The sequence below is a fragment of the Methylophilus glucosoxydans genome (assembly GCF_042676145.1).
In the GTDB taxonomy this organism is placed as follows: Bacteria; Pseudomonadota; Gammaproteobacteria; order Burkholderiales; family Methylophilaceae; genus Methylophilus; species Methylophilus glucosoxydans.
In genome coordinates this window covers 931,572-945,308 of record NZ_JBHTJW010000002.1, presented here as the reverse complement: position 1 = coordinate 945,308, position 13,737 = coordinate 931,572, and the positions used below count along the sequence as shown (strand labels likewise).

Genomic DNA, 13,737 nt, shown 5'->3' with positions numbered 1-13,737 from the left:
AAATCAAACGTTCAAAGAACGGATTAATGTTGATGCGGCCGACCGGCGGACTTCTGGTTAGGATCCATCGGTTGTGGGTCCAGGCTGACCAGCGTCATTTGGTCTGCGACCAGATATTTTTTAGCCACGGCCTGCACTTGTTCAGAGGTGACCGCCTGCACGCGTGACGCATTGGTTTGTAGCAAGGATAAAGGGTAATGCATGGTTTCCAGCTGGCCGATCTGCATGGCCTGATAAAACATGGAGTCACGTTTGTAGACATCGGCGGCAATGACCGCGGCTTTCACTCGATGCAGCTCAGCCGGCGTGACGCCGTTGTTTTTGACTTCTTCAATTTGTGCCCAGATCGCCTTGATCAGCGCCTCTTGCGAGACGCCTTCACTTGGCGAGGCCGCCACCTCAAATGTCGAGGTTTGACCGCGGTTGGTACTGTCATACCCCGTGTCAATTTCAAGCGCAATCGCCTGCTCACGCACCAGTTTCTGGTTGAGGCGTGACGCATCATTGCCACTCAGAATGCTGGACAACACTTCAAGCGCATAAGGCTCCCAGTCCTGCTCGCTGTAAGCCGCCGCATTTTTGAGCGCGGGCGCGTGAAACCCCATCACAAAAAAGGGCAACTTGGCTGGCGCCTTCACAATGGCCCGGCGCTCACCAATCTGGGCGGGCTCCACCTGCGGCTTACGCACAGGTAAAGGCTTGGCAGCCAGTTTGCCAAAGTTTTTTTCAGCCAGCGCAAACACCTCCTGCGCCTTGACGTCACCGACCACCACCACTGTGGCATTATTCGGCGCATACCAGGTGCGGTACCACTCACGGGCATCATCAGCAGTCATATTTTCAAGATCATTCATAAAGCCGACCACCGGGCGGCCATAAGGATGGGCACGATAGACCGAAGATTCAAATTGTTCGTTGACACGTGATTGCGGCTTGTCTTCAGTACGCCAGCGGCGTTCCTCTTTCACCACCTCAATCTCTTTGGCAAACTCGGCATCGGTAATCTGCAAATGGGCCATGCGGTCTGCTTCCAGCGTAAAGGCCAGCGGCAAGCGTGATTTTTCCAGCTGCTGGAAATAACAGGTGTAATCTTTGCTGGTAAAGGCATTTTCTTTACCGCCCGCAGCCGCAATCTGGCGGGAAAACTGCCCGGCCGGAACTTTTTGCGTGCCTTTAAACATCATGTGTTCCAGCACATGGGCGACGCCAGTTTTGCCATTGACTTCATCCAGCGAACCGGCGCGATACCAGACTTGCGAGACAACGACGGGCGCTCGATGGTCTTCCTGCACAATGACTTTGAGTCCGTTTTTAAGGGTTTTCTGCGCAATCTCTGCCTGTGCTTGCGCGGCATGAGCGCTCATCAACAGGGCCAGGCACAGCCCCAATCGTGGCAAGCGCGCAAAAGAATAAGATTTTTTCATATCTGACTTTATGAATGATGAATAGATTGTTTTTAGCTTGATGTGTATCGCCATGCATGTGACCGACACAGCGCGGACTAAGTTCGGAGGCCTGGCGACTCAAGTGCTCAGCTTGACGTGGCGGGAAACGTCGATTCGGCTTAAAATAGTCATATTACAGAGTTTTAGATTGCCATGTTTAATCCTTTCGCCAAAAAATCCGAACCAGCGACGCCTGCCCAACCTGAACCGACCAGCCTCAGCTGGGCGCAGCGTCTCAAAAACGGGCTGGCCAAAACCCGTCAGCAGCTGGGCGGGCAGTTAAGCGCCTTGTTTGGCGGTGGCAAGATTGATGAAGACATTTACGAAGAACTCGAAACCATCCTGCTAACTTCGGATGTCGGCGTCAGTGCCACCCAGCACCTGCTCGAACAACTGCGCAGCCGTGTCAAAAAGCATGATCTGCAAGACACCATTGCACTGAAACAGGCGTTGAAAGACACGCTGCTTGACCTGCTGACGCCCTTGCAAGTGCCGCTAGAGGTCAAGGATCACCAGCCATTTGTGATGATGATGGTCGGCGTGAATGGCGCTGGCAAAACCACCACTATTGGCAAACTGGCCAAGTATTTGCAGGCCCAGGGCAAAAGCGTGCTGATTGCCGCAGGGGATACGTTTAGGGCCGCTGCCCGTGAGCAGTTGCAGGTGTGGGGCGAGCGCAACGATGTGCACGTCATTGCCTCAGAGAGTGGCGACCCGGCGGCAGTGATTTACGATGCGGTGAACTCGGCCATGGCCAGAAAAATCGACGTGGTCATCGCCGATACCGCAGGCCGCTTGCCCACGCAATTGCACCTGATGGATGAGATTAAAAAAGTGCAGCGTGTCATCGACAAAGCCTTGCCCGGTGCGCCACACGAAATTTTGCTGGTGCTGGATGCCAACACCGGCCAAAACGCGGTCAACCAGTTAAAAGCCTTTAACGAGGCGCTCGGTGTCACCGGACTGGCCTTAACCAAGCTGGATGGCACCGCCAAAGGCGGCGTCATTGCCGCGATTGCGCACCTGAACCAGCAATCGGCAAGCAAGATTCCGGTGCGTTTTATTGGCGTGGGGGAAAGTATTGATGACCTGCGCCCGTTTGACGCCCATGACTTTATCGACGCCTTGATTGATGACTAGCCATGATTGTGTTTAAAAACGTCAGCATGCGCTACCCCAATAGCGCACACCTGTTCCGCCAGGTCAGCTTCAATATAGACAAAGGCGATTTCGTGCTCGTCACCGGCCACTCTGGCGCAGGCAAAAGCACCCTGCTTAAATTGATGGCGGGCATTGAAGCGCCGTCTAGCGGCCAAATTCTGATTAATCAGCAGGATATCGGCAAACTGCATCCCAATGCCGTGCCCTATTTGCGTCGCCGCTTTGGCCTGGTGTTTCAGGACCACAAACTGCTCTACGACCGCAACAGCTTTGACAACGTGGCCTTGCCGCTCAGCATCCAGGGCATCACCGGCGAAGAGGCTGCTCGCCGCGTACGCGCAGCGCTGGATAAAGTCGGCCTGCTCAATAAAGAAAAAGCCATGCCGATCACCTTGTCCGGCGGCGAGCAACAGCGGCTCGCCATTGCGCGCGCTGTGGTCAGCCGCCCCTCTATTGTGATTGCCGATGAGCCGACCGGCGGCCTTGATCAGACGGCCTCGCTTGAAATCATGCAATTACTCAAAGCCTTTAATGAAGTGGGCGTGACCGTGGTCATTGCCATGCACGATGTCGCCCAAGTCAGCAGCATTGCTTACCGTACACTGCATATCGACCACCAAACCATTAGCACCCTGCCTGCACAGACGGCCATGTTATGAGAATGAGTGCATGAAAAACTGGCTTAACCAACACACGCTGGCCTTAGACCTGGTCTTGCAGCGTTTAAAAAATCACTGGCTCAATACCCTGATTATCTGCATGGTGATTGGCATTACCGTCACCCTGCCCGGCCTGCTGTTTGTCGCGCTGGATAACTTGCAGGACATGTCTGGCGCCATCAAGCAGGATGCGCAAATCAGCGTCTTTTTCAAACCGGCGACCTCCAGCAACCTGATTCAACGATTGATCAACGATACACAAGGCCTGCCACAGGTCAAAGAGGTGCGTTATGTCTCCAAAGAAGATGCTATTGAGCAACTGTCCCAGCAGTTTTCGCAAAAAAACTTGCTAGTCGATTTGCCGCAAAACCCGCTGCCAGATGCCGTGTTCATTACCTTGACGGATACACAGCCTGCCACCGTCAAACCGGTACAAACCCTGCTGCAAACCCGGCCAGAAGTCGATGAAATCGTCATTGATAGCGTGTGGATAGAACGCCTGCATTCTATGCTGTTGCTAGGCAAACGTATTGCCTTCATTTTTGCAAGCCTGCTCGGCATTGCCATGATTACCGTCATCAGCAATACCGTGCGCATGCAAGTGCTCACCCATGAAGCCGAGATTGAAGTCAGCCGACTGATTGGTGCCACGCACAGTTTTATCCGCCGCCCGTTTTTATACATGGGCGGCGCTTATGGCTTAGGCGGTGGGCTGATTGCCGTCGTGTTGTTGTTTGCCATTGTCTGGAACTTGCGCCAACCAGTGCAATTGCTGGCCAATAACTATCAAAGCCACTTCCAGTTGGCTTTCCATCTGGTTCACGTGGGTGGGCTGATCTTGTTGTGTACTACTGCGATTGGGTGGATTGCCGCATTTATTGCGCTGACGCAGAAGAAATAGCAATATCACTCACTCGGTTAATAGCTCCACACCCTGACACAGCCCTTTCCGTGAATAATTAAATTTTCTCTTGGGCTCAGTTGCGTTTGATTAGTTACGATTTAGTGTCGCTCTTGAGTACAGCCGAGATGGATGAGTCATTCATTTCGCCTGTAGGCGAGTTACTTTTCTTTGCTTGCACAAAGATAAAGTAACCAAAAGAAAGTGCACCCCAGCTTCCGCTTATTCCCTGCGCTACTCGGCTTGCCGGGCGGCCATCGAAACTCGCCCTGGCGGCTTGCACAAGACGCAAGCCACTGCGGAACTCGGACAGCCGATGGCCGAAGACTCCCGCCAATCCTGCGTTGCTCGGCGCGGCAGATGGGGACCCCGAAAAACATGCGAGCGCAGCTATCAATTGTTTCAACAAAAGAATTGGAGTTTCAAACCGTCCGAATTTCAACGATGCAACTTTGGCGAGATAAATCCCATTCCATCGCGCTGAGTAGCGGAAACAAAGTAAGGAAGAAGGGAGCGACTGTCTGAGTCCCGCAGCAGCTCACGTTTTATGTGAGCTGCCAGGTCGAGTTTCGTGACCGCTTACTTTGTTGAGCAACGCAAGGAAGTCGAAGGCCGTGATGGCTGGGTGTCGTCCTCTTTGGCTACGGCCGCCACTTTGTGGCTTAACCTAAAGGTTAGCCTACGCCGCAACACTCCGTTAGTTGTGGTTACTTTCTGGGGGACAAGCACCAGAAAGTAACTCGCCGAGAGGCGAAAAAAACGTTACTAGATGAGTTTACCTATCCTATCCGACCCTAGCCCACTTGATGTCGTATAAGCCATCCAAGGATCCATTCAGGTAAGGTAGCTTCGCTTAATTACTGCGAAACATAATTCGGCCCACTGCCACCTTCCGGCGGTACCCAATTAATATTCTGCGTTGGGTCTTTAATGTCACAGGTTTTGCAATGGATGCAATTCTGCGCGTTGATCTGCAAGGCCTGTTCTCCGGCCTGCTCCACAAACTCATACACCCCCGCCGGGCAATAGCGCTGCTCTGGGCCGGCATATTTCGGCAGATTCACGCGCACTGCCCTATCCGCAACGCCCAGTTTCAAATGGCACGGTTGCTGGTGATCGTGCGAAATATTGCATAAGCTGACTGAACTCAGTTTATCAAAGGTCAACACGCCATCCGGTTTGGCATACACGGGCGGACGGCTATTGGCAGCCTCGGCCAAAGTCGCATGGTCTGCGCTGCTATGCTTGAGCGTCCATGGCAAGTTCACGCCCCAACTGGACAGCCACATTTCGGCGCCACCCAATACGGTGCCGCCCCAGGTGCCAAAGCGGGACAAATAAGGCTTGACGTTGCGCACCGCAGACAATTCTTGCCAGACCCAGGAGGCGCGCAGTTTTTGCGGATAAACACTCAACACTTCTGGACTGCCTTGTGCGATGGCATCAAACACGGCTTCCGCCGCCAGCATGCCGGACTTCATGGCGTAATGCGTACCCTTGATTTTGGGCACATTGACCAGCCCTGCACTGCAGCCCAGCAAGGCCCCGCCGGGGAAGGCCATTTCCGGCAAGGACTGTATCCCGCCCTCTGAAATGGCACGCGCCCCATAGCTCAAGCGTTTACCGTCTTGCAGCAAGGCCTTGAGCTTGGGATGGGTTTTATAGGTCTGAAACACGTCAAAGGGGGACAAATACGGATTGCGGTAATCCAGATGCACCACATAGCCCACGGACACCAGGTTTTCGCCATGGTGATAAATAAAGCCACCGCCACCGGTGCTGGCATCCAGTGGCCAGCCCAAGGTATGCTCGATCAGGCCTTTTTGATGCAACTCGGGTTTGACACGCCAAACCTCTTTAAAGCCGATGCCGTATTTGGCCGGGCTGGACGTTGCCCGCAAGCCATAACGGGCTTCAAGCTGCTTGGTCAGTGAGCCACGTGTCCCCTCGGCCACCAGCGTGTATTTGGCGCGGATTTCGATGCCTGGGGTGTAGTTGGCGGTGGGATTGCCTTGCTTGTCCAGGCCCATATCGCCGGTAATCACGCCAGTCATGCGGCCTTGATCGTCATAACTGGGCGCTTGTGCAGAGAACCCGGTATAGATTTCTACGCCCAGTGCTTCTGCCTGCGTCGCCAGCCAGCGGCAGACTTCGCCCAGACTGATGATGTAATTGCCATGGTTGCGCATCAAGGGCGGCAGTGACCACTCGGGCATGGCCCAGGCATTTTCTTCACCCAGCACCACAAAGGTATCTTTATCGACGGCGGTATTGAGCGGCGCGCCCAAGGCCTGCCAGTCAGGGAACAACTCCTGCAGGGCTTTCGGGTCCAGCACGGCACCAGAGAAAATATGGCTACCGACTTCGGCGCCTTTTTCCAGGACACACACGCCCAGCTCCTGGCCTTGCGCCTGCGCCAGTTGTTTGAGACGGATGGCTGCGGACAAGCCCGCCGGGCCTGCCCCCACAATCAGCACATCGTACTCCATGACATCTCTTTCCATCTTTGCTCCTTCGTCAGGCAATGGCCGGGATATCGATCAGGTCGCTACGCGTCGCCCCTTGGGTAAACGCCTGGCAGAACGCCAGAAACTGTCGAATGCCACCGGTCTGGTATTTTTGCCTGTGCCATAAAAAATAAAAATTGCGGTGAAATTGCAAGCCGTGGTTCTCAATCGGCACCAGGCTGCCGCGCCTGAATGCATCCTTGAGGGCCAGCCGCGAAATACAGCCAATGCCAAGGCCCGATTCTACCGCGCGCTTGATCGCCTCGGTATGTTCCAGCTCCAGCGTAATATTGAGTTTTGAATAATCCTGTTTAAAGGCGCGGTCAAAGGTCTCGCGCGTGCCTGAGCCCTTCTCGCGCACGATCCAGGGCTGTAGCAGTAAATCCGCTTTGTGGATGGGTTTGCCGCTTTGTGCCCACAATGCCAACGGATGCGTGGGCGCGGCAAAAATGACCAGCTCATCGGCAATCCAGGGCGCCACCGCAATATCGGGATGATTGCACTCGCCTTCTATCATACCCAAATCCAGGGTGTGGTTGGCAATCTGCTCGACGATGGTCCGTGTGTTCTGCACCTGCAACTGGATGTGGCTTTGCGGATACTGCTGCAAGAACTTGGCCACCAGCAAGGTGACCAGATAATTGCCCACGGTCAGCGTCGCGCCAATCTTGAGATGACCGTAGCCCTGCTGCCCCTGCAGCATGCGCTCAATTTCACGCGCGCGGTCCAGCAATTCGACCGCCTTGGGTAACAGCTGCTGGCCCGCTTCATTGATGCGCAAAGACTTGCCGACCCGGTCAAACAACTGGATATCAAACTGCTTTTCCAGCTCGATCAGGGCGGTGCTGGCGGCTGATTGCGACAAGGCCAACTGGTCGCAGGCACGGGAGACACTGCCGGTGCGGCTAATCGCGACAAAGATTTCCAGTTGCCTGAGGGTGTATTTCATGGAGGGGGCTGCGTGGCCGGGAGTTGCGCCGCATCAAAATCAATCTACAGAATAGATATATAATATTATAATAATCAATTTAATAAATATTACAAGCTGGCTTAAAATGCCCGGTTACGAGTAAATACCCCAACAAAGGCAAACGTTTTATGAAAGCATTGGTAGCGATCAAACGGGTCGTTGATTATAACATTCAAGTCCGCGTCAAAGCGGACGGTTCGGATGTGGATATCGAGGGCGTCAAAATGGGAGTCAATCCCTTTGATGAAAACGCCATCGAAGAAGCCATCCGCCTCAAAGAAAAAGGCATTGTCACAGAAATCGTCGCCGTCACCATTGGTGCCGCGACGCATCAGGATATCTTGCGCCATGCCCTGGCCATGGGCGTGGACCGTGTGACACTGGTTGAAACAGCAAACAGCCTGGCCCCGCTGGCCGTCGCCAAGGTGCTCAAAGCCGTGGTCGAGCGTGAACAGCCTGCATTGATCCTGCTGGGCAAGCAAGCCATTGATGATGATGCCGGCCAGACCGGCCAAATGCTGGCGGCCCTGCTCAACCTGCCACAAGCTACGTATGCCTCTCAGATCACCATTGCCGAAAATCAGGCGACCGTGGTGCGCGAGATTGATGGCGGCACGCAAACCTTGTCCGTGAGCCTGCCAGCTGTGATTACTGCTGACCTGCGCCTGAACGAGCCACGCTACGTCAAACTGCCCAACCTCATGATGGCCAGAAAAAAACCCATTGAGACCCTCCCGCTTGATTCGCTCAATCTGTCACTCACTCATAGTGTGCAACAACTGAAGGTTGCCGCCCCACCAGAGCGCCCAGCCGGCGTGATGGTGAAAGACGTGAATGAATTATTGAGCAAACTGCGTACGCACGAGGGACTGCTGCCATGAGAACATTGATTATTGCCGAACACGACGGTCAACATTTAAACGAACAAGTGGCACGCGCCGTGACTGCGGCCCAACACTGGCAGCAACCAGTGGATGTATTGATTGCTGCTGCACAAGCTGACGGCCTGGCAGCACAAGCCGCCGCTTTGCAAGGCGTCAGCACCGTGCTGGTGGCGACCGATGCCGCACTGCAACACCCGACCGCTGAACACCTGGCTGCGCTGGTTGTGCCGCTGGCGGCCAATTACAGCGTGGTGCTGGCTGCGCACAGCGCTTTCAGCAAAAACGTCATGCCACGTATCGCCGCCCTGCTCGATGTCAACATGCTGTCTGACGTGCTCGAGATCGTGAATAGCAACACCTATGTGCGTGGCATTTACGCCGGTAACGTGCTGGCAACGGTACAAAGCAGTGATGCCAAACAAGTACTCACCGTGCGTGGCAGCAAGTTCTCTGCCGCTGCGACTGGCGCCAATGCTGCCATTCAATCGGTGACTGTGCCAGCTGCACCAGAAGGCAGCCGCTGGTTGGCAGAAGCCTTTAACAAATCCGAGCGCCCCCCATTGGCCGCCGCTAAAGTAGTGGTCTCTGGTGGCCGTGCGCTGGGCAGTGCGGATGCATTTAAAGACGTGCTGGCCCCGCTAGCAGATAAACTGCATGCCGCCATTGGTGCCAGCCGTGCCGCGGTCGATTCCGGCTACGCCCCCAACGACCTGCAAGTCGGCCAAACCGGTGTAGTGGTCGCCCCAGAGCTGTACATCGCCGTTGGTATTTCCGGCGCCATCCAGCATGCCTATGGCATGAAAGACAGTAAAGTGGTGGTCGCCATCAATCAGGATCCAGAAGCGCAAATCTTCAAGATTGCCGACTACGGCCTGGTGGCAGATTTGTTTGAAGCCGTGCCGCAATTGACGGCTGCGTTATAATCTAACGTTTACCAATTAACCTTTTGAATTCAGAAACCTGTTCATCTCATGAGTAAAAAATATTCCACCGAAACGGTGTTGAGCGTGCATCACTGGAACGACACCCTGTTCAGCTTCAAAACCACGCGAGACCCTGGCCTGCGCTTTGAAAACGGCCAGTTTGTGATGATAGGCCTGGAAGTCGATGGCCTGCCATTGACCCGTGCTTACAGTATCGCCAGCCCCAACTACGAAGAGCATCTGGAGTTTTTCAGTATCAAGGTGCCGAACGGCCCCCTGACCTCACGCCTGCAACACCTGAAAGTGGGCGACCCTTTGCTGGTGAGCCGCAAACCGACCGGCACACTGATTACCTCAGACCTCAAGCCTGGTAAAAATCTGTATTTCTTCTCTACCGGCACCGGCCTGGCGCCGTTCATGAGCCTGATCCAGGACATCGAAGTGTATGATCGCTTTGAAAAAGTCATCCTGATTCACGGCGTGCGTTACGTGAACGAACTGGCCTACGAAGACTTCATCACCAAAGAACTGCCGAATAACGAGTTTTTTGGCGAAGAAGTGCGTAACAAGCTGATCTACTACCCCACTGTCACACGCGAGCCATTTAAAAACATGGGCCGCCTGACAGACCTGGTGGAAAATGGCAAACTGTTTACCGATATTGGCTTGCCGCCATTGAATCCGGAAACGGACCGCGCCATGATCTGCGGTAGCCCGGCCATGCTGGTCGACACGGCCGCCATGCTGGACAAACGTGGTTTCAAAGTCTCGCCGCGCATCGGCGAACTGGGTGACTACGTGATTGAAAAAGCCTTTGTTGAAAAATAAGGGTTAAGCCACATTGCATGTTCGGCTGTCATGAAAGCACACGCGCATGACAGCCCATGCCACCCTTCAGTTTGAACCTGCCACCCTGGCTGACCTGCCCGCCTTATGCGCGCTGCTCGCGCAACTGTTTGCCCAGGAACACGAATTCTCCCCTGACCACACGGCCCAGCAGCAAGGCTTGAGCCACATTCTGCAACACCCTGACATCGGCCATATTTTAGTAGCACGGCAACAAGGGCAAGTGATTGCGATGGTAAGTCTGCTGTTTACGATTTCGACCGCATTAGGCGGCCGCGTGGCATTGCTTGAAGATATGGTGGTCGATCAGACCTGTCGAGGCTTAGGCATTGGCTCGCAATTGCTGACTTTTGCGATTGCGCACGCGCGCCAGCAGGCGATCCAGCGCTTGACCCTGCTCACCGACCAGGATAATCAGGCTGGCCAGCACCTTTATAGAAAACATGGTTTTCAACCGTCAGGCATGCAAGTCTGGCGACTGATCCTGTAAAGGTTTATGTCGTTAGCGCTTGCGGTCCTGCATGCCCAGCGCCACCATGATCGCCAACACAATCACGGCAGATAGCAGCAAGAAGCCTTGGGCATAGGCCTCGAAAATACCCGGCGGCAGCTGTCCATAAATACGCTCGCGCCACTCCATAAATACCGCCATCATGGCCACCCCCACCACGCCGCCTAACTGGCGTGCATAACTGACCACCACCGAAGACTGGCCCAAATGCTGCGGCTCCATTTCATGCAAGGTCGCCAGGTTTAATGCCGGCAAAATCAGGCCAAGACCGATGCGGCCCACAATGGTCGCCGCAACAATTTCCCAGTAGCGCACCTGATCGGCGGCCACGGCAAATACGATAAAAGATGCGCCGAAAATGACCAGGCCAGCCAGTGTAATGCGCCGTGGAGACAGTTGATCAGCCATCCGGCCAGCGATCGGGATGGTCAACACCAGGGCCATGCCTGAAGGCAACAGCAACACCCCAGCCTCTGTGGCCGAAAAAGCCATGGCATTTTGTAAAAATACCGGGATCAGATAAGTGGAGGCATACAGGCCAAAGCCATAGGCAAAGGCCACCAAGGTGCCGCGGCTAAAGGTGGGCCGCTGGAACAGATGCAATTGTATGATGGCATGCGGTAGTTGCCGGGCATGACGCATATAACAAAGCAGCGACCCTACCGTGAGCAAGGCCTGCCCCCAGGTCCACGGCGCAAACAGCCCACTGTGATGCAAGCTGGAGACAAACTCAATCAAGCCGATGGTCGCCGCCGACAACCATCCCAGGCCCGCCCAGTCAAACGCATTGACCGGCTGCTGCCTGGGCGCAGGCAACCACCGCCACGCACACAGCAGGGCGATCAGCGCAAACGGCACGCCAAGCAGAAAAATCGCCTGCCAGCCAAACTGATCCAGCAACCAGCCACTGATGGAGGGCGCGATGGCAGGCGTAAACGCAATGCCGACAATCAATATCCCCGACGCACGTCCCTGAATGTCTGGCGGAAACAGACGCATGAGCGCCATCACCCCCAGCGGCTGCAACACGCCTGCAGCCAGCCCTTGCAGCAGCCGCGCAATCACCACCTGCACAAAGCTGTGCGCATAAAAGCCCGCTACGCTGGCCGCCACCAACAGCCACAGCGTCCACATAAACACGCGCCGCAAGCCAAAGCGCTGCAACCACCAGGCGGCAGGCAACATGCCTATGGTCATCGCCGCCAAAAATGCCGTCATGGCCCACTGCACATGATCCTGCCCCAAATGAAACGTGCGCGTCAACGCCGGCACTGCCACGTTAAAGCTGGACGTGCATAACACCCCCGCCATCGTGCCGACGCCAATGATCAATAAGACCATCCATTTGTAGCGCTCCCCATACCGCAGGGACAAGGCTTCAAAAGAATGTGGCAACAGGTGCAGGGACATGGGGTGGATGGCTTGAGTGGGCTAACAAGAAAGAGGACCTTAGCATGCATTTTTTGCAGTGTCACGCTGTCCGACCCTGCAAAAAAAGCAGAGTTCGCGCACCCTAGCTTACAGCCAGCTTTCAAGCGCGCGAGGACAAAACAGCAACTGTTTGATTTTTATACCTATTCAATCAGCGGCGCAGACTGGCATCGTTTTTGCAAAAATGGGATGACTCAACTGCATTTAATTCAATAATTTACGAGGAGTGATTGTGAAACGCTGGATGATCTATACCTGCCTGGCATTGCTGACCAGTGCTGCTTTTGCCGATGAAATGTTAGACAACGAACTGGCCACGCTGCAGCATGCCTGGGCCAAAGCGACCTATCAAACTAGCAAAGACCAGCAAGAACCCGCCTTCAAAGCCCTGACCGAGCAAGCCCATCAACTCACAACCCAGCATCCTGACGCCAATGAAGCGATGATCTGGGAAGCGATCGTGTTAAGCGGTTACGCGAAGAGCATGGGGCCACTGCATCCGATGAATGCCTTGAAAGCAGCTGAACAAGCCCGCGACCTGTTGCTGGCCAGCATCAAAACCAACCCGCAAGCGCTGCATGGCTCCGCATATACCACACTGGGCTCGCTCTACTTCCGCGTCCCTGGCTGGCCGATTGGCTTTGGTGACAAGAAAAAAGGCCGCGAGTATCTGGAGAAAGCCCTGCAACTGAACCCGACCGGCATAGACAGCAACTATTTCTATGCAGACTTTTTACGTGCCCAAGGCGACTACAGCCAGGCCGTGACCTACTACCAGAAAGCGCTGCAAGCCCCTGCCCGCCCCGGCCGTGAAGACGCCGATGCTGGCCGCAAGCAGGAGATTGAAGAAGGCCTGCGCCTGGCACAAAGCAAACTGAAATAACCGTATTTGAAATAACGTCACTTGGAGAAGCACTGATGCGTCAATCTGTTTTCAATCTGTTGGTCAGCAGCCTATTGCTGGCAGCCCCTCTGCTTGGGCATGCCGAAGGCTTTTATGGCGGCTTTAATGTCGGTGTAGCCAACAACAACCTCAGTACGCCAAATGGCGTGGACAAGGAGAACCAGGCGATTGCTGGCGCCGTCGGCGGCTATCGATTCAATCAGTATATTGCCGTCGAAGGCCAATATACCGGGATAGGTAAGGTGACGGATAACGTCAGTGGCAGCGCCAAGGCCGATGCCCTCAGCTTGACGGCTGTGGGCAGCATACCCCTCAATGAATCCTTTGATTTTTATGGCAAACTCGGTGTCGCCGCCACCAAAAGCAAGGTCTCCTCTGGCTTGAGCGCCTATAACGATGCCACACACACCGGGGCCACCTATGGCCTGGGTGCGGAATATCACTACGATAAAACCTTGTCCATGCGCGTAGGCTGGGATCACTACCGAGCAGAAGTGGATGTGACTGGTGGCGGCAGTAAAGGCTTTGATACCAACGTCGGCACGGTGGGTCTCATCTACAACTTCTAACATTGAACCGACATGCGGCTGGCAAC

The 13,737-nt window shown here is 54.7% G+C and carries 13 protein-coding genes; 9 read left to right on the top strand and 4 right to left on the bottom strand.

The window, feature by feature from the left end; all coding sequences use genetic code 11:
• Nucleotides 1-23: 23 nt before the first annotated feature.
• Nucleotides 24-1,424, bottom strand: a complete 1,401-nt coding sequence (locus ACFQ1T_RS07115; RefSeq protein ID WP_379075209.1) for a M16 family metallopeptidase — start codon at nucleotides 1,422-1,424, stop codon at nucleotides 24-26.
• A gap of 174 nt (nucleotides 1,425-1,598) precedes the next feature.
• Here ACFQ1T_RS07115 and ftsY point away from each other — a divergent pair, with 174 nt between their 5' ends.
• The 3 genes from ftsY to ftsX are packed head-to-tail and all read left to right on the top strand — an operon-like array spanning nucleotide 1,599 to nucleotide 4,166.
• Entirely contained in the window at nucleotides 1,599-2,585 is a 987-nt protein-coding gene (gene ftsY / locus ACFQ1T_RS07110; RefSeq protein WP_379075206.1) for a signal recognition particle-docking protein FtsY, read from the top strand.
• 2 nt (nucleotides 2,586-2,587) lie between these two features.
• Nucleotides 2,588-3,265, top strand: a complete 678-nt coding sequence (gene ftsE, locus ACFQ1T_RS07105) for a cell division ATP-binding protein FtsE (protein ID WP_194748342.1) — start codon at nucleotides 2,588-2,590, stop codon at nucleotides 3,263-3,265.
• Between the two features lie 10 nt (nucleotides 3,266-3,275).
• Nucleotides 3,276-4,166: a permease-like cell division protein FtsX gene (gene ftsX / locus ACFQ1T_RS07100; protein WP_379075202.1), complete on the top strand. Its 891-nt coding sequence runs from the start codon at nucleotides 3,276-3,278 to the stop codon at nucleotides 4,164-4,166.
• Between the two features lie 857 nt (nucleotides 4,167-5,023).
• Here ftsX and ACFQ1T_RS07095 read toward each other — a convergent pair.
• Both ACFQ1T_RS07095 and ACFQ1T_RS07090 read right to left on the bottom strand, forming a co-directional pair.
• A complete protein-coding gene (locus tag ACFQ1T_RS07095; protein WP_379075199.1) occupies nucleotides 5,024-6,670 on the bottom strand; it encodes an electron transfer flavoprotein-ubiquinone oxidoreductase in 1,647 nt (548 codons plus the stop codon).
• 13 nt (nucleotides 6,671-6,683) lie between these two features.
• Complete coding sequence (locus ACFQ1T_RS07090) at nucleotides 6,684-7,622, bottom strand: LysR family transcriptional regulator (protein WP_194748345.1); 939 nt, start codon at nucleotides 7,620-7,622, stop codon at nucleotides 6,684-6,686.
• A 149-nt stretch (nucleotides 7,623-7,771) separates the two neighbouring features.
• Between ACFQ1T_RS07090 and ACFQ1T_RS07085 the strand changes: the two genes are divergently transcribed.
• Genes ACFQ1T_RS07085 through ACFQ1T_RS07070 form a run of 4 tightly spaced genes read left to right on the top strand, consistent with a single transcriptional unit; the run spans nucleotide 7,772 to nucleotide 10,786 of the window.
• The gene (locus ACFQ1T_RS07085; protein ID WP_194748346.1) at nucleotides 7,772-8,524 is read left to right on the top strand and encodes an electron transfer flavoprotein subunit beta/FixA family protein; all 753 of its coding nucleotides are present in this window, start codon (nucleotides 7,772-7,774) and stop codon (nucleotides 8,522-8,524) included.
• Nucleotides 8,521-9,450 (top strand): FAD-binding protein, encoded by a 930-nt coding sequence (locus ACFQ1T_RS07080; RefSeq protein WP_275356052.1) that lies wholly within the window; start codon nucleotides 8,521-8,523, stop codon nucleotides 9,448-9,450. Before ACFQ1T_RS07085 ends, ACFQ1T_RS07080 begins: the two co-directional genes overlap by 4 nt.
• A 48-nt stretch (nucleotides 9,451-9,498) precedes the next feature.
• The gene (locus ACFQ1T_RS07075) at nucleotides 9,499-10,278 is read left to right on the top strand and encodes a ferredoxin--NADP reductase (RefSeq protein ID WP_313986601.1); all 780 of its coding nucleotides are present in this window, start codon (nucleotides 9,499-9,501) and stop codon (nucleotides 10,276-10,278) included.
• Between the two features lie 46 nt (nucleotides 10,279-10,324).
• Entirely contained in the window at nucleotides 10,325-10,786 is a 462-nt protein-coding gene (locus ACFQ1T_RS07070; RefSeq protein ID WP_379075194.1) for a GNAT family N-acetyltransferase, read from the top strand.
• A gap of 12 nt (nucleotides 10,787-10,798) precedes the next feature.
• On the opposite strand, the gene ACFQ1T_RS07065 is transcribed toward ACFQ1T_RS07070, so the two are convergent.
• A complete protein-coding gene (locus ACFQ1T_RS07065) occupies nucleotides 10,799-12,217 on the bottom strand; it encodes a DHA2 family efflux MFS transporter permease subunit (protein WP_379075191.1) in 1,419 nt (472 codons plus the stop codon).
• A gap of 253 nt (nucleotides 12,218-12,470) precedes the next feature.
• Between ACFQ1T_RS07065 and ACFQ1T_RS07060 the strand changes: the two genes are divergently transcribed.
• A complete protein-coding gene (locus ACFQ1T_RS07060) occupies nucleotides 12,471-13,121 on the top strand; it encodes a hypothetical protein (RefSeq protein WP_379075188.1) in 651 nt (216 codons plus the stop codon).
• Nucleotides 13,122-13,156: 35 nt separating this feature from the next.
• A complete protein-coding gene (locus ACFQ1T_RS07055) occupies nucleotides 13,157-13,711 on the top strand; it encodes an outer membrane protein (RefSeq protein WP_379075185.1) in 555 nt (184 codons plus the stop codon).
• Nucleotides 13,712-13,737: the final 26 nt, after the last annotated feature.

Bases quoted from the DNA above. Each gene is read 5' to 3' on its own strand.
- ACFQ1T_RS07080 (WP_275356052.1), top strand. From the start codon at position 8,521: ATGAGAACATTGATTATTGCCGAACACGACGGTCAACATTTAAACGAA.
- ftsY (WP_379075206.1), top strand. From the start codon at position 1,599: ATGTTTAATCCTTTCGCCAAAAAATCCGAACCAGCGACGCCTGCCCAA.
- ACFQ1T_RS07065 (WP_379075191.1), bottom strand. From the start codon at position 12,217: ATGTCCCTGCACCTGTTGCCACATTCTTTTGAAGCCTTGTCCCTGCGG.
- ACFQ1T_RS07075 (WP_313986601.1), top strand. From the start codon at position 9,499: ATGAGTAAAAAATATTCCACCGAAACGGTGTTGAGCGTGCATCACTGG.
- ACFQ1T_RS07055 (WP_379075185.1), top strand. From the start codon at position 13,157: ATGCGTCAATCTGTTTTCAATCTGTTGGTCAGCAGCCTATTGCTGGCA.
- ftsX (WP_379075202.1), top strand. From the start codon at position 3,276: ATGAAAAACTGGCTTAACCAACACACGCTGGCCTTAGACCTGGTCTTG.
- ACFQ1T_RS07085 (WP_194748346.1), top strand. From the start codon at position 7,772: ATGAAAGCATTGGTAGCGATCAAACGGGTCGTTGATTATAACATTCAA.
- ftsE (WP_194748342.1), top strand. From the start codon at position 2,588: ATGATTGTGTTTAAAAACGTCAGCATGCGCTACCCCAATAGCGCACAC.
- ACFQ1T_RS07095 (WP_379075199.1), bottom strand. From the start codon at position 6,670: ATGGAAAGAGATGTCATGGAGTACGATGTGCTGATTGTGGGGGCAGGC.
- ACFQ1T_RS07115 (WP_379075209.1), bottom strand. From the start codon at position 1,424: ATGAAAAAATCTTATTCTTTTGCGCGCTTGCCACGATTGGGGCTGTGC.
- ACFQ1T_RS07070 (WP_379075194.1), top strand. From the start codon at position 10,325: ATGACAGCCCATGCCACCCTTCAGTTTGAACCTGCCACCCTGGCTGAC.
- ACFQ1T_RS07090 (WP_194748345.1), bottom strand. From the start codon at position 7,622: ATGAAATACACCCTCAGGCAACTGGAAATCTTTGTCGCGATTAGCCGC.